Origin of the sequence: Burkholderia sp. Tr-20355, assembly GCF_017104685.1 — a bacterium.
Taxonomy (GTDB): domain Bacteria; phylum Pseudomonadota; class Gammaproteobacteria; order Burkholderiales; family Burkholderiaceae; genus Burkholderia; species Burkholderia seminalis.
This window is the reverse complement of sequence record NZ_JAAGPK010000021.1, coordinates 38831-64925: the sequence shown is the minus strand read 5'-3', so window position 1 is coordinate 64925 and position 26095 is coordinate 38831. Positions and strand designations below refer to the sequence as shown.

At 61.4% G+C, this 26095-nt stretch carries 16 protein-coding genes and 1 pseudogene; 14 read left to right on the top strand and 3 right to left on the bottom strand.

Going from position 1 to position 26095, the window contains the following annotated elements; all coding sequences use genetic code 11:
* The first annotated feature begins 24 nt into the window (after positions 1-24).
* From G3N62_RS08220 to G3N62_RS08210, 3 genes are all read left to right on the top strand, one after another.
* A complete protein-coding gene (locus G3N62_RS08220) occupies positions 25-1041 on the top strand; it encodes a zinc-binding alcohol dehydrogenase family protein (protein WP_034186787.1) in 1017 nt (338 codons plus the stop codon).
* Positions 1042-1200: 159 nt separating this feature from the next.
* Entirely contained in the window at positions 1201-1752 is a 552-nt protein-coding gene (locus G3N62_RS08215) for a DUF6013 family protein (RefSeq protein WP_034187004.1), read from the top strand.
* A gap of 217 nt (positions 1753-1969) precedes the next feature.
* Positions 1970-2443 (top strand): PliI family lysozyme inhibitor of I-type lysozyme, encoded by a 474-nt coding sequence (locus G3N62_RS08210; RefSeq protein WP_124671293.1) that lies wholly within the window; start codon positions 1970-1972, stop codon positions 2441-2443.
* A gap of 40 nt (positions 2444-2483) precedes the next feature.
* Here the strand turns inward: G3N62_RS08210 and fetB are convergent, their stop codons facing one another.
* Positions 2484-3287, bottom strand: coding sequence for an iron export ABC transporter permease subunit FetB (gene fetB, locus G3N62_RS08205; RefSeq protein ID WP_049030407.1), 804 nt, complete (start codon positions 3285-3287; stop codon positions 2484-2486).
* Entirely contained in the window at positions 3284-3985 is a 702-nt protein-coding gene (locus G3N62_RS08200) for an ATP-binding cassette domain-containing protein (RefSeq protein ID WP_124671294.1), read from the bottom strand. Before G3N62_RS08200 ends, fetB begins: the two co-directional genes overlap by 4 nt.
* A gap of 152 nt (positions 3986-4137) precedes the next feature.
* Here G3N62_RS08200 and G3N62_RS08195 point away from each other — a divergent pair, with 152 nt between their 5' ends.
* Positions 4138-6435 (top strand): AsmA family protein, encoded by a 2298-nt coding sequence (locus G3N62_RS08195; protein ID WP_124671295.1) that lies wholly within the window; start codon positions 4138-4140, stop codon positions 6433-6435.
* 6 nt (positions 6436-6441) lie between these two features.
* Here the strand turns inward: G3N62_RS08195 and G3N62_RS08190 are convergent, their stop codons facing one another.
* On the bottom strand, positions 6442-6894 hold the full coding sequence (locus G3N62_RS08190) for a lipocalin-like domain-containing protein (RefSeq protein WP_034186792.1): 453 nt from the start codon (positions 6892-6894) through the stop codon (positions 6442-6444).
* Positions 6895-7064: 170 nt separating this feature from the next.
* On the opposite strand from G3N62_RS08190, the gene G3N62_RS08185 reads away from it, so the two are divergent.
* The 10 genes and pseudogenes from G3N62_RS08185 to G3N62_RS08140 all read left to right on the top strand — a co-directional run bounded on the left by G3N62_RS08185 (position 7065) and on the right by G3N62_RS08140 (position 26094).
* Positions 7065-8657 (top strand): ABC-F family ATPase, encoded by a 1593-nt coding sequence (locus G3N62_RS08185; protein WP_034186793.1) that lies wholly within the window; start codon positions 7065-7067, stop codon positions 8655-8657.
* A 791-nt stretch (positions 8658-9448) separates the two neighbouring features.
* Positions 9449-18496, top strand: a complete 9048-nt coding sequence (locus tag G3N62_RS08180) for a hemagglutinin repeat-containing protein (protein ID WP_124671296.1) — start codon at positions 9449-9451, stop codon at positions 18494-18496.
* 190 nt (positions 18497-18686) lie between these two features.
* Positions 18687-20447 carry a ShlB/FhaC/HecB family hemolysin secretion/activation protein gene (locus G3N62_RS08175; protein ID WP_206141222.1) on the top strand — a complete coding sequence of 587 codons (1761 nt, stop codon included), beginning with the start codon at positions 18687-18689 and terminating at the stop codon, positions 20445-20447.
* A 24-nt stretch (positions 20448-20471) separates the two neighbouring features.
* Positions 20472-20693, top strand: a complete 222-nt coding sequence (locus G3N62_RS08170; RefSeq protein WP_049036853.1) for a hypothetical protein — start codon at positions 20472-20474, stop codon at positions 20691-20693.
* Between the two features lie 412 nt (positions 20694-21105).
* A complete protein-coding gene (locus tag G3N62_RS08165; protein WP_206141221.1) occupies positions 21106-21906 on the top strand; it encodes an HNH endonuclease in 801 nt (266 codons plus the stop codon).
* Position 21907: 1 nt separating this feature from the next.
* Entirely contained in the window at positions 21908-22408 is a 501-nt protein-coding gene (locus tag G3N62_RS08160) for an SMI1/KNR4 family protein (protein ID WP_185733031.1), read from the top strand.
* Positions 22409-22496: 88 nt separating this feature from the next.
* Positions 22497-23312: pseudogene (locus G3N62_RS08155) on the top strand (ShlB/FhaC/HecB family hemolysin secretion/activation protein); the annotation flags it as partial.
* Positions 23313-23385: 73 nt separating this feature from the next.
* Positions 23386-24021, top strand: coding sequence for a hypothetical protein (locus G3N62_RS08150; protein WP_124669006.1), 636 nt, complete (start codon positions 23386-23388; stop codon positions 24019-24021).
* A 330-nt stretch (positions 24022-24351) separates the two neighbouring features.
* Positions 24352-25101, top strand: coding sequence for an FkbM family methyltransferase (locus tag G3N62_RS08145; protein WP_124669007.1), 750 nt, complete (start codon positions 24352-24354; stop codon positions 25099-25101).
* The gene (locus G3N62_RS08140; protein WP_124669008.1) at positions 25102-26094 is read left to right on the top strand and encodes an aminoglycoside phosphotransferase; all 993 of its coding nucleotides are present in this window, start codon (positions 25102-25104) and stop codon (positions 26092-26094) included.
* Position 26095 lies beyond the last annotated feature (1 nt).

The window sequence follows — 26095 nt, the reverse complement described above, 5'->3', positions numbered from 1 at the left end:
GGATTCCCTGAAAGGAGTATCGAGATGAAAGCCGTTGGACTGACCCGCTATCTGCCGATCGACGACCCGCAAGCCTTGCTCGACGTGGAACTGCCGCAGCCCGTGCCGGGCCCGCGCGACCTGCTCGTGAAGGTCGAGGCGATTTCCGTGAACCCGGTGGACACCAAGGTGCGCGCGCCGAAGCCGCAGGTCGAGGAGACGCCGCGCGTGCTCGGCTGGGATGCGGCCGGCACGGTCGTCGCGGTCGGCGCCGACGTCACGCTGTTTCGCCCCGGCGACGAGGTGTTCTACGCGGGCAGCATCACGCGGCCCGGCGCGAACAGCGAATTCCATACGGTCGACGAACGGATCGCCGCGCTGAAGCCGCGCACGCTCGACTTCGCCGCGTCGGCCGCGCTGCCGCTGACCGCGTTGACCGCGTGGGAAGCGCTGTTCGACCGGCTGCGCGTGTCGCCGCAGGGCGCGGACGCCGGCAAGTCGGTGCTGATCATCGGCGGCGCGGGCGGCGTGGGGTCGATCGCGATCCAGCTCGCGAAGACGCTCGGCAAGCTGCACGTGATCGCGACCGCGTCGCGGCCGGCGTCGGCCGACTGGGTGCGCGCGCTCGGCGCCGACGCGGTGGTCGACCATTTCGGCGACCTGCCGGCGCAGTTGCGCGAGGCCGGCCATCCGAACGTCGACTACGTGCTGATCTTCAACGACACGGATCGTCATTTCCCTGCCGCCGCGGAAGTCATCCGGCCGCAGGGCGGCATTTGCACGATCGTCGAGAACGACAAGCCGGTGCCGGTCGAACTGCTGAAGGCGAAGAGCGCCGCGTTTCACTGGGAGTTCATGTTCACGCGCGCGATGTTCGAGACGCCGGACATGATCGAGCAGCACCGGATCCTCGGCGAAGTCGCGCGGCTCGTCGACGGCGGCACGCTGCGCACGACGCTCGGCGAACAGCTCGGCACGATCAACGCGGCGAACGTGCGGCGCGCGCACCAGTTGCTCGAGGGCGGCCGCGCGATCGGCAAGCTCGTGCTGAGCGGTTTCTGATTCCGTCGCGCGCATAAGGTTGCGGCGCCGCGAACGCAAGCGGGGTAACACCCGATGCGTTTGCGGCGCATTGCATCGAGCTTGGCGGTAGACTGGCAGCGCATCATGCATCGAAAACCGCGCGGCACGCGCGTGCCGCCGCATTACAAGGAGGTCAGCATGAGCCAACGCAGCTTGTCAGTCGCCGCATCGTGGTCGGTCGTGTTCGCGGCGGCGTGCGTCAGCGCGAGCGTATTCGCGGCGCCGCCGGTCAAGGGCAGCCTGAAGGGCGGCGGTACCGGACAGCTCGAATACACCGTCAAGGTCGATTCGAAGACCTTCGGCAATACGCAGGAGACGCGCAAGATCCGCTCGGGCGAGACGGACGATTTCAACTGGAAGTCGGTGCCGCCGAGCGGCGCGGTCGCGATGCCGGACGGCTGCCCGAACGCCGACACCCTGCCGCGCGACGCGAACGGCGCGATGGTGCGCCAGACCCAGGTACGGCTCGCGCCGTCGGTCGACGCGAAGGGCGTCGCCAACGTGCAGCTGAGCTTCCAGGCGGCCGCGCCGAAGGGCACGCGCAGCGTGACGGCCGGCGGCAAGTCGCTGCAATGCCCGGACGTCGTGTCGGTCAGCCAGGTGAAGTGGGTGTCGATTCCGACCAACGGCGGATCGAAATCCGTGACGATGAGCGACGGCACCAAGGTGACGGTGTCGATCAAGCGCTGAACGGCGCGCGCGGGCCGGCGTTTCGCCCGGTGCGCGCGCAACGGATTCGACGGGTGGCGTGGGCGGGGCGGCGCATGAGCGCTGCGTGCAGGCGTCGCGATGTTTTCCCGTCATCTTCTTCGTGGGACGGTGCCGCTGCCGTGCGGCGGCCGTGCGTGACGTCATGCAGCTGTCGCGTGACGTTCACCCGCTTCCTTTCCTCCCCGTAACGATTCCGATGAAACCTCGAATGCGCGTGCTGCTGTCTGCCATTGCGTTCGTCGCCGTGCATGCGCACGCGGCCGACGACTGCAGTTTCGTGAAGAAGGTCGGGCTGCCGTCGCGGCAGCAGGTAGCCATCGTGTCGAGCGGCGCACTCGAACCGTGCTCGACCGGCAGCTACGCGGTACGCGTGTACTCGACCGCGCACGCCGCCCCGGGCTTCGATACCGACGATTACGTGACGGGCACGCTGCATGCGCGCGACGGTACGGTCACCGATGCGTTCACGGCCGACCTCGGCGCACGCGCGCCGCAGGCGCTCGTCGTGACGACGCGTTCGGCCGGCAGCGGCGGTTATGTCGGCGCGCAGGCTTATGTGACGACGCCGCGCGCGGTGCGGCTCGTCGCGTCGGTCGACGGGCTCGCACCCGAGGCGGACGTCGCGGCCGCGTTGCGGCAGGCGATCGGCAAGCGCCGCGTCGCGCGCTGACCGTCCGGCGCGCGAACGCATCGCGCGGTACCCGGGCCGGTCAGTGCGCGCGCTCTTCGAGCCGCGACGCGAGAAAGCGGTGATCGGCCGAGAACAGCCGGCGATAGGTCATCAGTACCGCGCCGACGGTGCCAAGCGCGGACGCGGCGGCGATCAGGAACATGATCACGATCTGGTAGCGCACGGCCTGCAGCGGCGACTGGCCGGCCAGCACCTGGCCCGTCATCATCCCCGGCAGGCTGACGACGCCGACGACGGCCATCTGGTTCAGCGTCGGCAGCATGCCCGCGCGTACGGCCTGGCGCGCGGCATCCTGCGCGGCTTCCCAGCGCGTCGCGCCGAGCGCGAGTGCGGTCTCGACCCGATCGCGCCGCGCGGTGAGTTCTTCCATCATCCGCTCGACGCCGAGCGACACGCCCGTGAGCGTATTGCCGAGAATCATCCCCAGGATCGGAATCGCGTATTGCGGCGCATACCATGGATGAATGCGGATCACGACGAACAACCCGACCGCCGCGACGAACCAGCTGCTGAACCAGATCGACGCAATGCTGTCGATGCGCTGGCCGCGATATGTGCGCTTGCCGCGGCCGGCGCCGGCGAAACCGGCGATCAGCGTCATCAGCGCGGTGAGCGGCAGCACGACGTACCAGTGCGGATGGCCGAACACCCAGCCGAGCACGTAGCCGATCGCGAGCAGCTGCACGACGGTGCGCACCGCCGCGAGCGCGAGCTTGCGGCCGAGGCCGAGCGACAAGGCCGCCGAAATCGCGCCGTTGACGGCGACGAGCGCGGCGGCGATGCCGACGTCGACGAGGCTCAGGTCCTGCAGGGCCGGGCTCATTGCGCCGCCTCCGCCGGGTTCGCGACATGCATGACGCCTGCCTGCATCACGAGCCGCATCGTGCCGATCCGGGCGGCCTGGGCCGGATCGTGCGAGATCCACATGTAGGCGCGCGTGTCGGGTGCCGCGTCGAACCACGCGCCGACCAGCGCCTCGATCGCGCGCGCCGAGTCGGGATCGAGTGCGGACGTCGGCTCGTCGAGCAGCAGCACGTCGGGGTCGAGCTGCAGCACGCGCAGCAGCGCGGCGATCTGCGCTTCGCCGCCGGACAGGTCGCTCGCGCGCTTGTCGAGAAAGTCCGGGCCGCGGCCGGCCTGCGCGGCGAGCGCTTCGGCACGTGCGCGATCGAATACGACGTCGCGATAGATCGCGAGCGAATACGGATAGCGCAATTGCGATTCGACGGTGCCGTCCATTTGCGCGGGGCGCTGGCGCACGTACGCGACGCTGCGCCGGTAGCGCGGAATCGCGCCGCGCCGGATCCGGCGGCCGCGCCACAGGATCTGCCCGCCGTCGAGCGGATCGAGCAGCGCGAGCGCGCGCAGCAGCACGCTCTTGCCGGAGCCGGACGGTCCCGTGATAGCAATTCGCGATCCCGCGGCGAGGCTGAAATCGGTCGGCGCCAGCAGCGTCTTGCCGCTGCTGGCGTCGCGCCGCGCGATGTGCCGCGCATCGATGAGACCGGTGGGGGCTGTCATGTCACAAATGAAAAAAAGCGTTAATGGCGCCGAAGAGGCGGTATCGCGTGCGTCATAATACCGATTGAAAAGCCGCGGGTGTCGTGCGCCGTTCGTTCACGCAAGCGGTCCGGCATGGCGCGGCAACACTTCAGAACAACAACGGAACCGCCATGACGCTAACCCGAGCCATCGGCAAATCGGCTGCATGGGTCGTCGGTATCGTCGCGGTGCTCATCGCGGCGGCCGGCGTCTTTCTCTTCACGTTCGACTGGAACCGCGCGAAACCGTGGGTCAACGAACAGGTGAGCGCCGCACTCGGCCGCCCGTTCGCGATCAACGGCGATCTCAAGGTCGGCTGGCGTCGCCCCGACGGCGAGACCGGCTGGCGCGCATGGGTGCCCTGGCCGAGCTTTTCGGCCACGCAGCTCGAGATCGGCAACCCCGACTGGGCGAAGTCGCCCAAGTTCGTCACGCTCGATGCCGCGCACTTCGATCTCGCGATCCTGCCGCTGCTCGCGCATGAAATCGTCATTCCGTCGATCGACGTCGTGAATCCGGCTGTCGACCTCGAGCGGCTTGCCGACGGCCGCAACACGTGGACCTTCCAGTTCAAGCAATCGTCGCAGCCGTCGCCGTGGAAGGTGCGGCTCGACAGCTTCGGCTTCGCGAAGGGCACCGTCACGTATCGCGATGCGATCACGAAGGCCGACCTGACCGTCGCGATCGATACGCTCGGCCAGCCGATCCCGCTCGGCGACGTGCTCAAGGAGCAGGAGCAGACGTCGCGCGCGGCGTCCGCGCAGCGTGTCGGCAAGCATGGCGCCGCGCAGTTGAGCGCGAAGGCCAATGCGGAAGCCGCATCGAGCGCTTCCGGCGCGCAGGCGGCGAGTGCGGCATCGGCGACGGGCGCGTCGGCTGCGGCTTCCGTCGCTTCGGCGGCGTCCGGTTCGTCCGCTTCTTCTGCTTCTTCCGCATCGACGGTTGCCGTGGCATCCGGCGCATCCGGCGCCGCGGCGCCCGCGAAGCCGTCCGGCCCGACCTATGCGTTCGGGCTGAAGGTCGACGGCCGCTACAAGAACGTGCCGATCAACGGGACCGGCAAGCTCGGCGGCGTGCTCGCGATCCAGGACGCATCGCGGCCGTTCCCGCTGCAGGCCGACGTGAAGGCCGGCGATACGCGGCTCGCGATCGTCGGTACGCTGACCGATCCGATGCATCTCGCGGCGATCGACCTGCGGCTGTGGCTGCAGGGCACGTCGATGTCGCACCTTTACCCGCTCACCGGCATCACGCTGCCCGATACGCCGCCTTACGCGACCGAAGGGCGGTTGATCGGCAACTTCAAGCGGCACGCGAGCACGTTCCGCTACGAGAACTTCAACGGCCGCGTCGGCGGCAGCGATCTCGGCGGCACGCTCACGTATGCGCAGCGCGAGCCGCGACCGAAGCTGTCGGGCGAACTCGTGTCGAACCTGCTGCAGTTCTCCGATCTCGCGCCGGTGATCGGTGCCGATACGGCCGCGAGCAAGGCCAAGCGAGGCGACACGACGCATCAGCCGCCGGGCCGCGTGCTGCCGGTCGAGACGTTCCGGACCGACCGCTGGCGGGCGCTCGACGCGGACGTCAAGTTCACGGGCCGCAAGCTGGTCAAGAGTTCGAACCTGCCGATCACGAACCTGTATACGCACATCCTGATGCAGGACGGCGTGCTGTCGCTCGAGCCGCTGCAGTTCGGCGTCGCGGGCGGCACGCTCGCGACGACCGCGCATCTCGACGGCAGCGGCACGCCGCTGAAGGGCCGTTTCACGGTGGCCGCGCGGCACCTGAAGCTCAAGCAACTGTTCCCGACGCAGAAGGTCATGCAGTCGGCGCTCGGCGAAATCAACGGCGACGCGTCGCTGTCGGCGACCGGCAACTCGCCGGCGGCGCTCGCCGCGACGTCGAACGGCGAAGTGAAGGCGCTCGTGACGGACGGCCGCATCAGTCGCCTGCTGATGGAAGCGGCGGGGCTGAACGTGGCCAACGTCGTCTACGAGAAGCTGTTCGGCAACAACGACGTGAAGATCAACTGCGCGGCGATCGATTTCGTCGCGACCAACGGCATGCTCGACCCGAAAGTGTTCGCGCTCGATACCGACGATGCGCTGATCAACGTCGACGGCCCGATCAGCCTGCGCGACGAATCGCTCGACCTGAAGATCCACCCGCATACGAAGGGGTTCCGGATCTTCTCGCTGCGCTCGCCGCTGTATGCGAAGGGGACGTTCAAGGACCCGAAGGTCGGCGTCGATGCGACCGCGCTCGCGCTGCGCGCCGGCGCGATGGTCGGGCTCGGGCTGATCAACCCGTTCGCGGCGCTGATCCCGCTGATCGCGCCGAGCAACAACCGCGACGTGCCGTGCTCCGAGCTGTTCGGGCAGATGAAGGAGAAGGCCGCGCAGAAGGCGGCCGCGAAGGCCGGCAAGTGACGCGCGTCAACGGCCCGCGCGCACCCACAGCAGCACGGCGTCCACTTCGCGGCCGTCGATCCGCACCGGCGCGGCGGTGCCGAGCTGAAGGCGGTCGCCGTCGAGCATGACGGCGCGCTGCTGGACGTTGCCGAGCCAGTTCGGGAACAGGCTGACGTCCATTTCATGGGTCAGCGTGCCGTCGTCGGTCACTTGAAAGGGGCCGGAATAGGCGATGTAGCCGCGGGCGGCGGCCGCGTACTCGGCGTCGGTGCCGTGGTGCAGGTCGCCGTTCGCGTAGGGCGGCCGGCCGGTAGCCATCAGCTGGGCGGACATGTAGCCGTCCGGCGTATAGAGAATCCAGCCGCGCGCGTCGCGGCCGAGCGGATAGGCGGTCGCGCTACCGTCGCGCGGGCGGACTTCGTAGGACACGAGGCGCCATGCGCCGACGAGTTGTTCGCGAAGCTGGCTGGCAAGCATGCTGGATTCCGGTCGGGCGGCGTTGGGGCGCGTGCCGCCGTGTTGGCGGGCCGCCGGGCGGAGGGCCAGATGGCCTCGAATGCGCTGCCCGGGCAGTATGGTCGGCAGTTTCTCCGACTCCTGCTAAAATACACGGTTTTCCGTCGATTTCTCTCTTAACGGGACCTGCCGTGCTTTCTACTGCCAACATCACGATGCAATTCGGGCCAAAGCCCCTGTTCGAGAATATCTCGGTCAAATTCGGCGAGGGCAACCGCTATGGTCTGATCGGCGCGAACGGCTGTGGCAAGTCGACGTTCATGAAGATCCTCGGTGGCGACCTCGAGCCGAGCGCCGGCAACGTCGCGCTGGAGCCGAACGTCCGCCTGGGCAAGCTGCGCCAGGACCAGTTCGCGTATGAAGACGTGCGCGTGCTCGACGTCGTGATGATGGGCCACACCGAAATGTGGGCCGCCATGACCGAGCGTGACGCGATCTACGCGAACCCGGAAGCCACCGACGACGACTACATGCACGCGGCCGAACTCGAAGGCAAGTTCGCCGAATACGGCGGTTACGACGCCGAGGCGCGCGCGGGCGCGCTGCTGCTGGGCATCGGCATCGAGGAGAAATTCCACAACGGCACGATGGCCGACGTCGCGCCGGGCTGGAAGCTGCGCGTGCTGCTCGCGCAGGCGCTGTTCTCGAAGCCGGACGTGCTGCTGCTCGACGAACCGACCAACAACCTCGACATCAACTCGATCCGTTGGCTCGAGCACACGCTCAACGAGTACAACTCGACGATGATCATCATCTCGCACGATCGTCACTTCCTGAACTCGGTGTGCACGCACATGGCCGACATGGACTTCGGCACGCTGAAGGTCTGGCCGGGTAATTACGACGACTACATGCTCGCATCGGCACAGGCGCGCGAGCGCCAGGCCGCCGCGAACGCACGTGCGAAGGAGCGCGTGGCCGAACTGCAGGACTTCGTGCGCCGCTTCTCGGCGAACAAGTCGAAGGCCCGCCAGGCAACGAGCCGTGCGAAGCAGATCGACAAGATCAAGATCGAGGAATTCAAGCCGTCGTCGCGCCAGAACCCGTTCATCCGCTTCGAGTTCGAGAAGAAGCTGCACAACGTCGCGGTGGTCGCGGAAGACATCACGAAGAAGTACGAGCGCACGATCTTCCAGAACTTCAACCTGTCGGTGCAGCCGGGCGAACGCATCGCGATCATCGGCGAGAACGGCGCGGGCAAGACGACGCTGCTGCGCTCGCTGCTCGGCGCGCTCGAACTCGATCACGGCACGGTGAAGTGGTCCGAGAACGCGAATGTCGGCTACATGCCGCAGGACACGTACGAGGAATTCCCGAACGACATCACGCTGATGGACTGGATCGACCAGTACCGCAAGGACGGCGACGACGAAACGATGGTGCGCGGCACGCTGGGCCGCCTGCTGTTCTCGTCGGACGACATCAAGAAGTCGGTGAAGGTGCTGTCGGGCGGCGAGAAGGGCCGCATGATCTGGGGCAAGCTGATGCTCGGCCGCCACAACGTGCTGCTGATGGACGAGCCGACCAACCACATGGACATGGAGTCGATCGAGTCGCTGCAGATCGCGCTCGAGCAGTTCGAAGGCACGCTGATCTTCGTGTCGCACGACCGCGAGTTCGTGAGCGGGCTGGCGAACCGGATCATCGAAGTGCGTACGGACGGCACGCTGTTCGACTTCGGCGGGAATTATGAGGAATTCCTGACGAGTCAGGGGCAGGAGTAATTCTGCCGGGTTGTCCCAAGACCACCTTTCATGCGTCTCGGCTTGTCCCGCGGAATTGTCCCGTTGGGACGGCCGGCTTCCTGGTGCCCCTTCTTGGCGAGCGAACGCTAAAGCATCTCAGGGAAGTCTTGTAAAGCCTGAAGCCCGTACTGGCGGCATGCCTGTATGGGCTTTTTCATTTTGGGCGAGGCACTCGCCGTTGTTGCGGTATGTAGAAGCCGACCTTGTTGTACTCAACCCACCAATCAGCTTGGGATATTCATGATTCGAATCGTGATGGGTGTGACGAGGATAGGAGAGCGATGCCTTCGCTCGAAATTGACAGTGCTGGCATCGCGCTTTAGTTGCCGCTGCAAAAATGAGGAAAAAGAGGATGGGCGCCATCGACGTCAGGAAAAGGGCGCCGGCACGGCGTTTAAAACAACATCTCGCCTATCCCAATAAAGTCGGATCTTGCCTCGAATTGACAATCTGAAAGAATTATTAAAAATATTAAATCGAGCGTGTTTTTACAGAATACCCAAGTTTTAGAGCGGATGTAATCGATGCCCCCGTGCATCGCATTAATCATTCCTGACATTCAGCGGTGGTTGCTTCTGCTAGGATCGCTCAGTGGATAAGAGGGGACCAATTGCGAGCGCTGGCTCGCAATCGTGACAGCATGAGAGACGTTGTCGCGCTGACTATCCGTTGCAAGCACGTTCAAGACTAGACGACGAATTGCGTTTGGTCCTATCGGCGCTGAATTCAAACAAGATCGCAAGCAGGGACGCAGTTTGCGTCAACGAAGAATGAACAAGAAACGCTATCGGGTTGTGTTCAATCGCGCACGGGGCGCGATGATGGTCGTTCAGGAAAATGGCAGTTCGGCGCGCGCAGTAGGGAATTCACAAGGAGCGCGCGCACCATCGGGCTTGCCGGGGTTGCGAATCGTATGGCAGCCGATTGCGATGGCGGCCGCATTGTTGTTCGGTGTGCCGTTATTCAGCTTCGCGCAAATCGCGCCGACTCCTGGCACGAGCACACACGTGATCCAGACGCAGAACGGCATTCCGCAAGTGAATATCGCCGCGCCGTCTGGCGCAGGCGTCTCGGTGAACACGTACAACCAGTTCGATGTTCAAAAACCAGGCGCGATACTGAACAACTCGCCGACGATCGCGAACACGCAGCAGGCGGGGATGATCAATGGCAACCCGAATTTCGGTGTCGGCCAGTCCGCGCGGATCATCGTCAACCAGGTCAACAGCAATGCGCCTTCGCAACTCAGAGGTTACGTTGAGGTGGCGGGCAACCGTGCCGAAGTGATCTTGTCAAACAGTGCGGGTATTCAGGTCGACGGCGGCGGGTTTATCAATACGTCGCGAGCCGTCCTCACCACCGGTACGCCTTACTACGGCACCGACGGATCACTCGGTGGATTCAACGTATCGCGCGGCCTGATTTCCGTGAGCGGTGCTGGCCTGAACGCATCGAACGTCGATCAGGTTGACTTGATTTCGCGCGCGGTGCAGGCCAACGCAGCGATTTACGCCAAGAATCTGAACGTCGTCGCAGGTTCGAACCAAGTCAACCACGACACGCTCGCGGCGACACCGATCGCTGGCGATGGTGCGGCACCGGCGATCGCAATCGACGTGAGCCAACTCGGCGGCATGTACGCGAACAGGGTCTTTCTCGTATCGAACGAGTTTGGTGTCGGTGTCGCGAACGCCGGGACGATCGCGGCACAAGCAGGCGACCTGACGCTGCAATCCAACGGCCAGCTTGTACTAACGGGCAAGACGACTGCAAGCGGTAATCTTTCCGCAACGGCGAGCAGTATTCAAAACACCGGAACGACGTATGCGCAACAGAGCGCAAACGTTTCAGCAGCCGGTGTGTTGTCGAACAGCGGGACGCTCGCTGCGCAGCAAAATACGACGGTCGACGCAGGTAGCATCAACTCGACCGGAACGCTCGGTGCGGGCGTAAATAACGATGGCTCAGTCGGAAAAGGCGGCGACCTGAATCTGTCGAGCACGGGACAACTGACGGCGACCGGGCAGAACGTCGCGGGCGGGAGCGCGTCGATTTCCGGCGGCGGCGTCAATCTCGCAGGCAGCCAGACGGCCGCGAACGGCAATGTGTCGCTGAACGCGAACGCGGGCGACCTGAACCTTGCGAACGCGACGACGAGTGCGCAGGGGGCACTCAATGCGAAGGCAGCGGGTGCGTTGATCAACGATCAAGGCGCGCTGTCGAGCCAAGGCAACGCAACGTTGACCGCGGACAGCATTTCAAATCAAAGCGGCAAGATATCGGCGCAAGGTTCGTTGAACGTGCAATCGAACGGTGCGATCGCGAATCAGGGCGGTACGCTGGTTTCGGAAAATTCGGTACAGGTGCGCGGCGGTGCGATCGCAAACAACCAAGGTACGATCCAGAGCGCGGCCGGAATGAACATTTCGGGAAGCTCGTTGGACAACAGTGCCGGTCGCGTTACGTCTCTGAATTCGGATGGTTTGTCCATTACGACGACAGGGCAACTGACGAATGACGCCGGTACGACCGCACTTGGCGCACAAGGCGGTGTGATTGGCGGTAACGGCAGTGTGGCGATTCAATCGGGCAGCGTCGTGAACCACGGCACGGTCAGTGCACAAACGAATCTGAACGTCGGCACGCAATCACTCGACAATGGCAGCGGTGCGTTGTCAGCTGCGCAAAACGCGGTGATCGATGCAGGTGCGCGGTTGACGAATGGTTCGGGCAGTATCACCGCCGGACAATCTGCGACAGTGGATGCCGCGTCGCTGAATAATGATGCGGGTTCGGTACAGGCGGCACAGTTGTCGCTCGGGGCGACGAATTTGTCGAACCATGGCGGCACGATTACGCAAACCGGGACGGGCACAATGAATGTTGCCGTCTCGAACATCCTCGATAACTCAAGCAACGGCGTGATTCAGACCAACAGCACGGACCTGAACCTCACGCCCGCGACACTGATCAACGATCACGGAAAAATTGCTCATGCCGGGAGCGGTGCGCTGTCGATTTTTACTGGTGCATTGTCGAATCAAGGCGGCACGATCGCGACCAACGGGGCATTGAGCCTGAAAGCCTCAGCCGTATCGAATAGCGCAGGTACGCTGGCCGCGCAGCGTCACGCGGCGCTTGACGTGCAGTCGTTCGATAACCGTGCGGGCGGCTATGTCGGTGCGGACAGCATGACGCTGAAAGCTCAAGGCGGTGTCGATAACCGTACTGGCACGCTCGAAGCTAACAACGGCGTTTCAGTGACGGCTGACAGTCTCGCGAATGATGGAGGCTCACTTAAAAACGTGGGTGCAGACGCGCTGTCAGTCACGACAGTAAACGCGCTGACGAATACGGCGGGCGGCACCATCGGCGGCAACGGAGACGTTTCGGTATCAGCGGGCAGCATCGATAATTCCAGCGGCTCGCTGCTCGCGGGACAGGCGCTTTCAGTACAGTCGAACAGCACGATCACGAATGCTGCCGGTCTTGTCCAGGCGAATGGGAATCTGTCGCTGCGAGCACAAGGCGCGATCAACAACAGCGCAGGGCAAATCGAAGCGAACGGTACGAATGCGGCGCTCGCGCTGTCGGGGAGCAGTGTCGACAACAGCGACGGGCGCATCGTCAATATCGGTAGCGGAGCGACAACGATCGATGGCGGTACGTCGATCACAAACACGAACGCCTCCGGAAAAGCGGGGGCAGGCACGATTGGCGGAAACGGCGATGTTACGCTGACCGCGCAGACGCTCACGAATGCACAAGGTGGTCAGACGCTGTCCGGGCGAGATTTGACGCTGAATATTGCAAACGACGTAAGGAATGCGAGTGGCGTGCTGTCAGCCGCGAACAACCTCAAGTTGAGCGCGGTAAACGCAGCACTGTCGAATCAGGCTGGATCGATTCGTGCAAATGGCGCGCTGTCGCTCAACACTGCATCTATCGACAACGCGTTCGGAAAAATCGGCAACGACACTGGCACCGGCGGCAGTGTCTCAATTCAGACCGGCACGCTTACCAACCAGAATGGCGCGATCGGCAGCGATCAGGATCTGACGCTAACCGCGAGCACGTTGAGCGGTGATGGTTCGATTGTGGCGGGCCGAAACGGTGCGGTGGCACTCGGTAGCGATTACACGCAGACCACGGCGAACAAGTTGCACGCAAATGGGGACCTCACGTTTTCCACGTCGGGAAAACTGACGAACCAAGGCGTGCTGGATGCCAACGGCGCGCTGACCGTGAACGCTGCGAACGTGGAGAACCAAGCAGGCGCCGATCTGAATTCCAGTAAGACGACGGTCAACGCGAACGGCGGCGCGATCGATAACGCAGGTCGCATCGAAGGCGATACGGTTGCGACCAACAGCGCGACGCTGAACAACACCGCGACGATCATCGGCCGCGAAGTCAGCACCACTGCGAACACGATCAACAATACCGGTGCGGCAGCCGTGATTGCGGCAGCCGAACGGGTGAATTTGTTCGCGTCCAACCAGTTGTCGAACACGGGCGGCGCGAATATCTTCAGCGCGGGCGATATCAATATCGCCGCGAACGGTCAGCGCGACGCGAACGGGTTTCTCGCGAACCGTACGCAAAATGTCTTGAACGATCAGTCCACGATCGAAGCGCAAGGCAGCGTCGAACTCGCGGCTGGTACGTTCACGAACACACGTCCGGCTCCCGTAGTGACTACTGAAACCACGAGCACGACGAGCAAGCACGAAACCAAACGTCAGAAGTACATCGTGTGCGCGACGATGAATGCAGACCCGAACGGCGGGTGTTCGCAGGCGATGTGGGTCAACGGTTACAAGACGCCGCTCACTTCAACCTATAGTCCTTCGCAGGTTGTATCGGAAACGTCCGGACCAAACGCGACTGACAAGGTATTGGTCGTGAACGTGAACGGCAAGCAGCAGACGATTTATTACAACACGCTGACGACCAACGCGGACGGTACGGTTACGGTCAACTATTGGGATGCATACGATCCGCACGTCAACTACGTTCCGGATACGGAATACACGACGCGCAGCGATGGGCACAACGGCTATCAGCGTGTCGAAATCTGGCGCGACACGACAACCACGGTCCAGCAGGACAAGGTAACGAGCCAGGCGCAACAGGCGCAACTCGTGGCTGGCAACAACATCGTGATGAAGAACGTCGGGACGATCAACAACGAATACAGCTCAATTGCGGCGGGCGGGTCGATCAAAATAGGCGACTCGGATGTGTCCGGCAGTGCAGATTCAGGCAGCTACGGTGGCACGGTCGTGAACAACGTCGGGCGGACGCTGTATCAGTATCAGACCGACAGTATCGTATCGATGTACGCGTGGAACGAGGATACGACGCGGGATCGCGGAACGATCGTTCAGCCTTCGAAGGTCTATACACCCGTTGCCATCGGCGGCACGGGGGGCACGATTGTCGCCAACCAGTCGGTGATCATCGACGCGAAGGATGTCAACAACCAGAATGTCGCGGCGCAGAATTCTTCGACGGGCGCAACTGGCGGCACGCTTGGAAATAATTCGGCCAATGAGGGCGTGTCCGGTGGAAAGTTGACGCCGGTCGGTGCCGCAGGCGGGGCATCGACGCCTGTTGGTGCGCAGCAATCGGTGGCGAATGCGTCCGGCGCATTGCCGATCACGTTACCGACGAGCGGTCTTTATTCGATTCACGACGCGCCTGGCCAGCCGTATCTGATCGTCACCGATCCACGGTTGACGAGCTATACGAATTTCATTTCGAGCGACTACATGCTCGGCCAGTTGAACCTGAACCCGGCGAGCATCGAAAAGCGCTTGGGCGACGGGATGTATGAGCAGCAGATGGTGCGCAATCAGATTACGCAACTGACGGGGCGCACTTTCTTGCCGGGTTACGCGAGCGCCGAAGATGAGTATCGCGCGTTGATGACGAACGGTGCGAATTACGCGAAGAACTTCGGATTGGTGCCCGGCATGGCGCTGACCGCTGCGCAAATGGACGCGCTGACGAGCGATATCGTTTGGCTCGTTGATCAGACCGTGACGCTGCCCGACGGCAGCACGACGCACGTGTTGGCTCCGGTCGTCTACATGGCGCAAACGCATGCGAACGATCTGCAACCGACCGGTGCGCTGATTGCGGCGGACGACGTTGAGATTCACACGACGGGCAGCACGACCAACACGGGCGTCATCAAGGGCGGCACGAAGACGGTTCTCACCGCGACCGATATCCTGAATCGCGGCGGCACGATTTCGAGCAGCAGCGCGAACGGCACGACGGTCGTATCGGCCAGCAACGACGTGGTGAACTCGTCGGGGATGATCACTGGCAATCGCGTTGCCGTTTCGGCCGGTCGCGATATCGTCAACACGACGCTGGTTGATGCGGTGGGTGCGACCGGTGCATCGGGCGCAAGTAAGGCCAATACAAGCTTGATCGGCCAGCAAGGCACGATCGCAGCAACGGGCGACCTTTCCGTGCAGGCTGGTCGCGACCTGACGCTTCACGGTGCAAATCTGTCGGCCGGCGGCGATGCGCTGGTCACGGCGGGCCGCGATATCAACGTCGATACGGTTCAGTCCACGACGAACCAATCGATGTATCTGAACGATCAACATCATTGGGAAGAATCCACGACGAAGAACGTAACGAGCGGCATCACCGCAGGCGGCAGCGTGGGGATGCAAAGCGGCAACGATACGACGCTCAAAGGCGTGACGGTAACCGCCGGTAAGGATTTGTCGGTGCTTGCGGGCGGCAACCTGACGGCGACGACGGTCACGGATACCGCGAAGCTCGATAACGTTGCGGCGGACAGCAAGACGCGTAAAGAAGTCGATCACAACTACGACGAACACGCCGTCGGCACGCAGTTCACGGCAGGCGGCAATGCGTCGCTCGGGGCGGCGAGCACCGACGCGTCGAAAGGCAACGTGACGCTCACGGGTTCGTCCCTCACCGCTGGCATGACGAACGGCGTTGAGAATGCCACCGGTTCGGCGAACATCGTTGCAACGGGCAACATCACGGTGAACGAAGCCCGTGAGGAACACGACAAGTACCAATCGGTGCAGGTTCAACGCGGCAGCTTCGTCAGCAGCACCAAGACCGATGGCATGACGGACACGCATGCGAACGTCGGTGTCGGCAGTACGGTCTCGGGCAATACCGTCAACATTCAATCGGGCCACGACCTGACTGTCCAAGGCAGTACCGTCGTTGGTACGAACGATGTGAGTCTTGCGGCAACGCACAACGTCAATATCACGACCTCCAAGGATACGGTCACGCAGGACAGCTACTATCGCGAAACGCATTCGGGCATCGGTACAAGCGGCCTGAGCGTGAGTATCGGCACGCAGAAGAAGGCGGATACGGATCATGCTTCATCCGTCACGAACAACGCGAGCACGGTTGGTTCGATTAATGGCAACCTGACTGTCAAGGCCGGCGACACCCTGCACGTGACGGGTAGCGACCTGATTGCCGGAAAGAACCTGACGGGCAGCGCCGCGAACGTCGTGATCGATTCCGCAACGGATACGAGCAACAAGACCCATAGCGAGACGACCAGCAGCAGCGGGGTCACGCTCGGTCTGTCGGGCAGCATCGGCGACGCGATCAACGGTGCGTATCAACAGGCGCAGGCAGCAAAGAGCGGTGCCGGCGACAGCCGTGCAACGGCGCTGCACGCAATTGCTGCGGCCGGCAATGCCGCGATGGGCGTAGCTGGCTTGACCGGCGGCGCGCTGGCTGGCGGCGGTACGCCGAGCATCGGCGTTCAAGTCAGCGTGGGATCGAGCCATAGCAGACTCGACACGTCGGAAAACCAGACGACACAGCGTGGATCGAGCCTGTCGGCCGGCGGCACCACGTCGCTGATTGCGACCGGCAATGGCACGCCGGGCAGCGGCAACATCACGGTGGCGGGTTCGAACGTGTCTGGCAACGATGTGTTGCTCGCCGCGAAGAATCAGATTGATCTGCAGAACACGATGAACACCGATTCGACGCGCAGCTCGAATTCGTCGTCAAGCGCAAGCGTCGGCGTGTCGATCGGCACGAATGGCATCGGGGTGTCGGCCGCCATGTCGCGCGCGCACGGCGACGGCAACAGCGATGCCGTGATGCAGAACAATACGCACGTGACCGGTGCGAACAGCGTCACCATGATCAGCGGCGGCGATACGAACATCATTGGTTCGGACGTGGCGGGCCGTGCTGTGACGGCCGATGTCGGCGGCAACCTGAACGTGCAGAGCGTGCAGGACACGACGTACAGCACGGCACATCAAAGCAGCGCGGGCGGCGGTATTAGCGTCAGCACGATGGGCGGCGGAAGCGCGAGTTTCAGCGCGCAGAACGGCCATGCGGATGGCAGCTATGCGGGCGTGAACGAACAGGCCGGTATTCAAGCCAGCGACGGCGGTTTCAATATCAACGTCAAGGGCAATACCGACCTGAAGGGTGCATATATCGGCAGCACGGCCGATGCGTCGAAGAACACATTGACGACGGGTTCGTTGACTTACAGCGATATCGAAAATCACTCGCACTACGCGGCGGACAGCAATGGGTTTAGTGCTGGCGTAGGCGTGAGCAATACCGGCAAGGCTATCGGACCCGGTTCGGTAAGTGGTTCGGGCGGCGTGACGCCGATGATTTCGCAATCGGACAGCGGAAATGAGAACGCAACCACGCGTAGTGATGTTAGCGCCGGCACGATCAATGTCACGAATCCGGCAGGCCAGACACAGGACCTGGCTAACCTGAATCGCGACACGTCGAACCTGAACGGAACGGTGTCGAAGACGCCGGACGTGCAGAATCTGCTGGATAAGCAGGCCGACACGATGAATGCCGCGCAAGCGGCCGGCCAGGTGGTATCGCAAGGTATCGGCGCTTACGCAGATGCCAAGCGCGACGAAGCCCAGCGCGCAGCCGATACGGCCGGGCTCGCAGGTGACAAGACGGCACAAGCCGCCTATCAAGCCGAAGCTAACTCGTGGGATGAAGGAGGCTCAAATCGCGCTGCACTGCACGTTGCGGGTGGTGCGCTTATCGGTGGCTTAGGCGGCGGCGCATTCGGTGCGATCGGTGGTGCTGCTGGTGCGGGGTTGTCGTCTGCGATGGCTGGCGAACTTGAAAGCATTTCAAAGGGCGTAGCATCGACAACGGGTTCCGAACTACTTGGCAACATCTCTGCGAACATTGTCGCGGGGCTTGGCGGTGCCATTGTAGGGGGCGCAGCGGGAGCTGCAACTGCATCCGGCGTACAGTTGTATAACCAAGGTAACGATCTGCGGAAGTACAGCATGCTCTCGAAGGTGTGTAATGCTTCTGCACCGTGCAACCCGTCTCTGGTTGTTGCGGCAATCAACGCTGACTCAGCAAATGCTGATGCGTCACCGATAAATGCCATTGGCCCCAACTACGCGACTGTAGGATCTGGCTCTCTTTCTGCTAGCGGGGGTATTGCAATGAACCTGTATGACGGCACAACATACGTATCTGGAGGGGTCACCCAAGCTAATCCTCGTTCGATTACGACGATGCCTGGTATTGTCGGGACGTTGGGATGGATATGGGGCGCCCATGACGCTACCTCAACTAATTCGTTTATGACCGGCGACGCAACTCAGGCATATTTGTCCGTACCGACGCCGTTTGATGTGAATGCATTTATTGCGATAACACATTCCTATGGCGGAAGCACTGCGCTTGAGCTTGGAATCGCGTCGCCGGGGAAAATCTCCTTTGGCGTCTCGCCATTTAGTCATGCCGTCCCTTTGAATAACCCGAAGAAATAGGAATTTATATGGTCGCGCCAGGTGGTCCGGACGAAGAGACATGGTCCAAAATGAGCAAGAGTTCCCGTAGAAATTACTGGATTGTTGTGGCTGCATTTTGGATGATTTTCGCTGGATTGTTGATTAAGAAATATATATTTGACTGATCGGCAATCAAGATTGCCGATCAAATATAAGTGATTTAATAACAATGACAATTGTTAAGCGGCTGACGGTGTTACAGATCACGGCCTTGTTATCGCTCGGGGTTCACGCACAGCAGGCACCCACCGCAGAAGATCGAGCTGCCGCCGCACGTGTGAACGCGGAACAGGATCGACAGGCGCAGCAGCAACGCGACGCGCAGCAGCGCGACGCCGCGCTTCGTGTCCGTTCCGTGCGCTCGGAAGTGCCGCGCGTCGAAACTTATCCGACGTTGCCGAGCGAACAGCCGTGTTTCCGTATTGACCGCTTTGCGCTCGACGTGCCGGATTCGTTGCCGGCCTTTGCGAAGTCAGCCGGCGCATCCGCGCTGCCGATGGATCGCTTCGCCTTTGCGCGCGAATGGCTCGCCCACTACGCGGGCGAATGCGTCGGTAAACAAGGCGTCGATACGATCGTCAAGGGGCTGTCGCGTGCGATCTTGGCGCGGGGCTACATCACGACGCGTGTCCTACTGTCGGAACAGGATTTGTCGTCCGGTACGTTGAAAGTCTCGCTAATTCCCGGCGTGATCCGACACGTTCGCTTTGCCGACGAAAAGTTGCGCGGCACGTGGAAAACCGCGTTCCCGACCGGCGACGGTGAAGTGCTGAACCTGCGCGACCTTGAGCAAGGTCTGGAGCAAATGAAGCGCGTCACCAGTCAGGACGTTTCGATGCAGATTGTCCCCGCTGACCAGCCCGGCGAAAGCGATATTGTGTTGGACGTGAAGCGTGGCAAGCCGTGGACCGTCGTCGCATCGATCGACAATTCGGGCACGCGCGCAACGGGCAAGCTACAGGGCAACCTGTCGATCGGCATCGATAACCCGCTCGGCTTGAACGACGTGTTCAACGTCGGCGTCAGTCAAGACCTTGAATTCGGCGACAAGCGCCTTGGGTCACACGGCTGGAACGGCTTCTATTCGATTCCGTGGGGCTACTGGACCGCTACGGTTGCGGCCTATACGAACACCTACTATCAACAGATTGCCGGTGTGAACCAGACGTTCGTCGCGAGCGGCAATTCGAAGACGATCGATTTCAAGCTTGCCCGAGTGCTTGCCCGCAGTCAGAACGACGTGTTCAGCGGCTATGTCCGCTTGTCCCGTCGCTTCGGTCAGAGCTTCATCGAAGATACGGAAATCCCGCAGCAGCGTCGAAACAACACGTTCTTTGAATTCGGTCTGACCGACCGTCACTATTTCGACGGGGCGCAGTTCGACGGTACGCTTGCGTACCGACAGGGCGTCGGGGGCTTGGGTGCGCAGGACGACATTCTTGCTGCCGGTGGTGGTCCGACTTACCGCTTCAAGATGGCGGTACTCGACGCGAACCTCTCGGTGCCGTTCGCGATCGCGAAGCAGCCGTTCCGGTACGTGACGAGCATCCACGGCCAATATACCGGGAACTCGCTGTACTACATCGATGACTTGACGATCGGCAGTCGCTACACAGTTCGCGGTTTCGACGGCGAAACGATGCTGGCGGCGGCGCGCGGCTTCTACTGGCGCAACGAACTGCAGATGCCGATCGGACAGACCGGACAGGCGATTTATGCGGGACTGGATTACGGTCGCGTTTGGGGGCCGCAACCGGTTGCGTTGGTCGGTACGCAACTGGCCGGTGCCGTAATCGGCATCAAGGGCAGCGTCGCGACGCGCTTCGGTGGCTACGGCTATGACCTGTTCGCCGGTACGCCGGTCTACAAGCCATCCGGATTTCCGACAGCACGTGTGACGGTCGGATTTCAGGTGACGGCGCAATTCTAGAGCATCGATACAAGGACGGACACGATGGCACAGACCTACGGGAGCCAGATATTTGGACCGCTTTACGACGTGGTGGGTTGGGTCGCGGCGGTAGGCATTTTTTTCTACTTCGCCCTTGGCGCTCAGGGACTGAGTATCGCGCAACGTGAGCGGGTGCCGCGTTGGCTGCTCAACAAGAAAATTTGTTTTTCGTTGGCTTTGTTCAGTGGAGTGATGGCCGTAGCGAAATTCGCTCGCTGGATTTGACGAGTGTTGACGAGAGGCCGTCCGGATTTCCGACAGCACGTTGGACGGTCGGATTTCAGGTCACGGTGCAGATTTGAGCGGTCGCTGCGAGCAATGCAATTTGTATGTTGACAAAGAAGAACTCTCGGCAACATTCAACGCAGGAAGATCGTGAACTGACCGCATTTCTGCAGCGGCATATCGATGCGTTGGTGTCGTCAAATTCGGAGCCGCGTCCGCCGTGTTTCCATTGCGGCTCTGTACGTGTCGGCGTTCAAGGATATCGGAACGCGCTGAGTGGTCATCGAATTCCGCGCTTCTTGTGCGGGACGTGCAATCGCGAATTCACGCGGCTGCACGGTACGCCGTTGTACGGGCGTCATGCACAGAAGATGGAGGTGTTGATCCCGCTTCTATCCAGACCGCACGCTCGTTGGCGAAAATCAGTTGTTCGACGGCAGCCGATCCGTCGGTGTGTAACCAGAAGGTCAAGCAGCAGTATGGCAAGCTCTGGGAAGCGAACGAAGCCAAGGTAAAGGACTGCGCCAGTGCCGATGCATGTAAGGCCGTGCTTACCGATCTTCGGCAGCAGCAAGTCGAATACGGTGCTCGCGAAAACGAACTGCAACAGAAGCTTCGGAATACCGGGAGCCTGTCTGCCGCCGAGATGGACGAGCTGCTGAATCTCAAGTCGTCCGACACGAATTTAATGTCGCTCCGTACAGCAGCGCTTCAGAGCTACACGCGCTATGCTGGCATGGATGCGCTCAAGTCGTTGCAGGGGGCGGAGCTGATTGCGGAGCTTGGAATCGGAGCATCACCGGGTGCCGGCTTCGGCGTGGCGGCAGCCATAACTGGCGTTGGACGCGATGGGTTACCCCTGGTTAACGGGCGCTACCCAATTAACAGCAAATACGCCGATCAGCAGTTTCCGATGGACAAGCTGTCGCCTGAGATTCAGCAGAAGTATCCCCAAGGAATTAAATTTAATTCGCAGGGGTTCCCTGATTTCTTGCCCTACGCGAAGGCTAAAACAGACATCAGCAACTTGACTGGCAACTATCGAACTGATGAAGCTCTTGCCAATAAGAAGGTCGGACTATCGGAAACTCCCGAAGGCTGTGTTTGGCACCACGTCGAAAATGGTCAGACTATGCTTTTGATACCGCAAGACCTTCATAATGCGGTGCGCCACACAGGTGGGTCCGCTGTCCTTCAACCGCCGGGAGATTGACGTGAAAATTGAGGCTCGCAAAGCATTGCCGGCGCCATCGTCGGATGCAATCAAAAATCTTGAAGCAACCATAAAGGTGAGTTTACCTCAAGAATATATTGACCTGCTTGGGACAATGAATGGTGCTTACATCCAAGAGAATATATTTGATATTCCTGGGGGCAACAACGCGGGGGTAAGTCAATTTATTCCTTTTGATAAAATCATCTATTGCAAATCGCTCATTGAAAAAACCGGGCCGAAGAAATTTCTACCATTTGCTTACGCGTCTGGAGGGAATTATGTTTGCTTGTCGATCAAGGAACGCGAATTTGGGGTGGTGTATTTCTTTGACCATGAAGTGCCGGGAGTGAAGGCTCTTACAAAGATCGCCCCCTCTTTATCCAAATTTCTTGACGTACTTCGCCCATTCTCTGTGGGCGACGTTGAGCTTGATCCAAATGATGTTGGTGAGGTCTGGATTGATCCTGACTTCCTTAAGCAAATAAGAGGCGAGCGTTAATTGAGAGGTATTGATATTTTTCGTTGAAAACGATTGCCGATGAGATAGCAGGATCGAGGGTTAGGTGAAGATGAAATCAACGAAACGATTATCGGCCTACACAAACACGTACTACCAGCAAATCGCTGGCGTTAATCAAACATTCGTTGCAAGCGGCAATTCAAAAACAATCGATTTTAAGCTTGCCCGAGTGCTTGCTCGAAGCCAGAACGACGTATTCGGCGGCTATGTCCGCTTGTCCCGTCGCTTCGGCCAGAGCTTCATCGAAGACACGGAAATCCCGCAGCAGCGTCGCAACAACACGTTCGTTGAATTCGGCCTGACCGATCGTCACTACTTCGACGGGGCGCAGTTCGACGGCACGCTGGCGTACCGACAGGGCGTCGGGGGCTTGGGTGCGCAGGACGACATTCTTGCTGCCGGTGGCGGTCCGACTTACCGTTTCAAGATGGCGGTACTCGATGCGAACCTGTCGGTGCCGTTTGCGATCGCGAAGCAGCCGTTCCGATACGTGACGAGCATCCACGGCCAATATACCGGGAACTCGCTGTACTACATCGATGACTTGACGATCGGCAGTCGCTACACAGTTCGCGGTTTCGACGGCGAAACGATGCTGGCGGCGGCGCGCGGCTTCTACTGGCGCAACGAACTGCAGATGCCGATCGGACAGACCGGACAGGCGATTTATGCGGGACTGGATTACGGTCGCGTTTGGGGGCCGCAACCGGTTGCGTTGGTCGGTACGCAGTTGGCCGGTGCCGTAATCGGGATCAAGGGCAGCGTCGCGACGCGCTTCGGCGGCTACGGTTACGACCTGTTCGCCGGTACGCCGGTCTACAAGCCGTCTGGATTTCCGACCGCGCGCGTCACGCTCGGGTTTCAAGTGACGGCTCAATTCTGACCATTTTTCCCGACCGCGATGACATGAAGTCTAGCGTGCAGATTTTCAGTGCAGTACAAAAGGGGACAAAACCTTGAAATCGATAAAACAAAATTCTGCGCTGATTCTCATGGCAGCATCGGCGACACTTGCCGGCTGTGCTTCGAACATGGCGGACATCCCGCGCGAGCAAAAACTCGCACCGGTTGTTGTGTACGTCGAGTCGTGCGGCAATTACCAGCTTGACGGCACGCTATCGAAATACGTTTGGGATACGGTTGAAATCAAGTATGAGAACCGTCGTCGGAGGATGAATCAGTTGCTCAATATGTGCAACAAATTCAACGCGTCGATTGCGTCGGCGATCTCTGCGGAAGGCATCAATGCAAGGATCGTGTCCGTGACGACCGAAGAGCCGCCGACGCAGGAAGTTCGCGACCGGGATGCCGTCGCCTTGGGGGCAACGTATGCGCTCTACGTTGGAAAGCCGATCTTCAAATCGATTCTTCAATCATCAGGACAACGGCCGCTTACGATTGTCGCCTACGACCTGAACCTTTACCGGGTAGGAAGAAACAAGCCGATCGGGACGGGGGAAGCGAACGATTCGGAGGCGAGCATCGCCGCAAATCGTGTTGCGCATACGCTTGTTGAGCGCTGTAACCCGAGTTTCGTATATGGCTGCGCCAATGACCCAAGTTACGGGATTACTGGAACAGTTGGCGGTTGAACTTCGAGCAGCCCGTGGATAGAAGACTTACAAGGCATGTCCGGCGAACCGGATCATCGAAGTGCGCACGGATGGCACGCTGTTTGACTTCGGCGGGAATTACGAGGAATTCCTGACGAGTCAGGGGCAGGAGTAAGTGTCCTGAATCGTACCTGATCCGTTGCACCCAAGAGGGCCGCCGAGTTGTACTTGGCGGCCCTTTTTGTTTCCGCCGGTTGCGACGCCCGCTGGCGTCGCCCATTCCGGTTTCCTCTGCTCAATCGACTTCGGGTAAATTACACTCCAAACGCACGTCGCCATTCCCCATTCCGACCCGGAGCCCGTTTCTCGATGCAGGACCATTCTCTCCCGCTCGACCTGTCCGGCCTTGCGCCAAGCCTGTACGCGCAGGGCACCGAGGAGGGCATCCTGTTGCGCATGATGGAGCGAATCGCGCCAGTCAATCGCTTCTGCGTCGATATCGGCGCGAGCGACGGCCTGCGCAACAGCAACACCGCGCGGCTGCTGCGTGAGGAAGATTGGGCCGGCGTACTGGTGGAGGGCAGCGCGTACCGGTTCGGCAAGCTTGCCGCTCACTACGCGGGTGCAGAGCGCGTCCGGCTGCATCACGACCGCGTCCAGCCGGACACGGTCGACCACCTGCTCGCCGATGCGGACACGCCTGAGGACTTCGACCTGCTGTCGATCGACATCGACGGCAACGACTACTGGGTCTGGCGTGGGCTGCAAGCGTTCAAGCCGCGCATCGTCGTGATCGAGTACAACCCGTACTACACGCCGCCCGAGCGCTGGGTCATGTGCTTCAACCCGGATCACGAATGGGACGGCTCGACCTATTACGGCGCAAGCCTCGAATCGCTCGTTCATCTCGGCAGGCAAAAGGGCTATGAACTCGTCTGCTGCGACGACATGGGCAACAACGCGTTCTTCGTGCGGCAGGACCTGTATCCGCTGCTGGGCATCGCGAACAACGATCCTTCGGTGCTGTTCCGGCCGGCGATGTACAAGCTGCGCTACGTCGGGCACAACACGTTCCTGACCGGTCATCCGTATCGGCACGGGCCGGCCGAGCATATCTGAATGGGGCCGCTCGCCGCCACCTTCGACGAGATTCGAGAGGCCTACGCGCTCGGCCGCGGTCCCGCGCCGCGCCGGGTCAGTGAACGCGTGTGGCATCTGCCGGCCGACGGCGGCGATATGGCCGTCAAGCTTTACGCGTCCGAGCACCATGCACGCGCGGCAAAGGAGGCTGCCATCCTCGCGCACCTCGAAACTCACGGCGATACCCGGTTCCATGTACAGACGCTGAAGCGCACGACGGACGGCGATCCGCTGTGGACGGGGCAACACTCGCACGCGATGCTGACGCGCTGGGAGGCCGCGCAGTTCAGGACCTACGACACGTTTTCACCGGCCGAATGGGATGCGCTCGGCGCGAGTCTGGCTGCGTTGCACCTGGGCCTCGAACGGCTTCATCTGCCGTCACTTGATACGATTCGCGCGCGCTTGGCTGCAATCGACGCGGATGCGGTGCGCCGCAGCCTGCTGGATGCATTGAATCGCTCGCGCTCGAACGGCAACGCCGCGAACTTGCGCCGTTACGTCGATCTCGCGCTGCGCATGCTCGATCGCTACTATCCCGGCAGTCTCGACGCGTTTCCCGCCGACGACCCGCAGTACCCGATCCACAACGACTACAACCAGTTCAACTATCTGTTCACGGGCCGGCTGCCGCCGCTGATCCTCGATTGGGAAGCGTCGATCGGCGCGCCGCGCGAATACGAACTGGTACGCTGCCTGAATCATCTGCCGCTGGAAGCGCCGCAACGGGCGGAAGCGTTCGTGCGTGCCTACCAGCGGGTGCGGCCGGTGAATCCGGCGCGTATCGCCTGGGCGGTCGATGCGGCGTGTCTGCAGCACGCACTCAAGCTGTGGATCGTGCAAGGCTGGCTGGACGATCCGTCGCGCTTCGCGTCGCACCTGAGCGGCGCGGTGACGATGGCATCCGCGATGGTGGACGCACGCGGCCATCTGGTCGATTTCTTTTCCCGTTGCGTGGAAGCAGGAAGCTGAC

What these genes read in the sequence shown, in the direction of transcription:
- G3N62_RS08140 (WP_124669008.1), top strand. Translation starts at nt 25,102, where the DNA reads ATGGGGCCGCTCGCCGCCACCTTCGACGAGATTCGAGAGGCCTACGCG.
- G3N62_RS08190 (WP_034186792.1), bottom strand. Translation starts at nt 6,894, where the DNA reads ATGCTTGCCAGCCAGCTTCGCGAACAACTCGTCGGCGCATGGCGCCTC.
- G3N62_RS08145 (WP_124669007.1), top strand. Translation starts at nt 24,352, where the DNA reads ATGCAGGACCATTCTCTCCCGCTCGACCTGTCCGGCCTTGCGCCAAGC.
- G3N62_RS08195 (WP_124671295.1), top strand. Translation starts at nt 4,138, where the DNA reads ATGACGCTAACCCGAGCCATCGGCAAATCGGCTGCATGGGTCGTCGGT.
- G3N62_RS08175 (WP_206141222.1), top strand. Translation starts at nt 18,687, where the DNA reads ATGACAATTGTTAAGCGGCTGACGGTGTTACAGATCACGGCCTTGTTA.
- G3N62_RS08210 (WP_124671293.1), top strand. Translation starts at nt 1,970, where the DNA reads ATGAAACCTCGAATGCGCGTGCTGCTGTCTGCCATTGCGTTCGTCGCC.
- G3N62_RS08215 (WP_034187004.1), top strand. Translation starts at nt 1,201, where the DNA reads ATGAGCCAACGCAGCTTGTCAGTCGCCGCATCGTGGTCGGTCGTGTTC.
- G3N62_RS08200 (WP_124671294.1), bottom strand. Translation starts at nt 3,985, where the DNA reads ATGACAGCCCCCACCGGTCTCATCGATGCGCGGCACATCGCGCGGCGC.
- fetB (WP_049030407.1), bottom strand. Translation starts at nt 3,287, where the DNA reads ATGAGCCCGGCCCTGCAGGACCTGAGCCTCGTCGACGTCGGCATCGCC.
- G3N62_RS08180 (WP_124671296.1), top strand. Translation starts at nt 9,449, where the DNA reads ATGAACAAGAAACGCTATCGGGTTGTGTTCAATCGCGCACGGGGCGCG.
- G3N62_RS08220 (WP_034186787.1), top strand. Translation starts at nt 25, where the DNA reads ATGAAAGCCGTTGGACTGACCCGCTATCTGCCGATCGACGACCCGCAA.
- G3N62_RS08170 (WP_049036853.1), top strand. Translation starts at nt 20,472, where the DNA reads ATGGCACAGACCTACGGGAGCCAGATATTTGGACCGCTTTACGACGTG.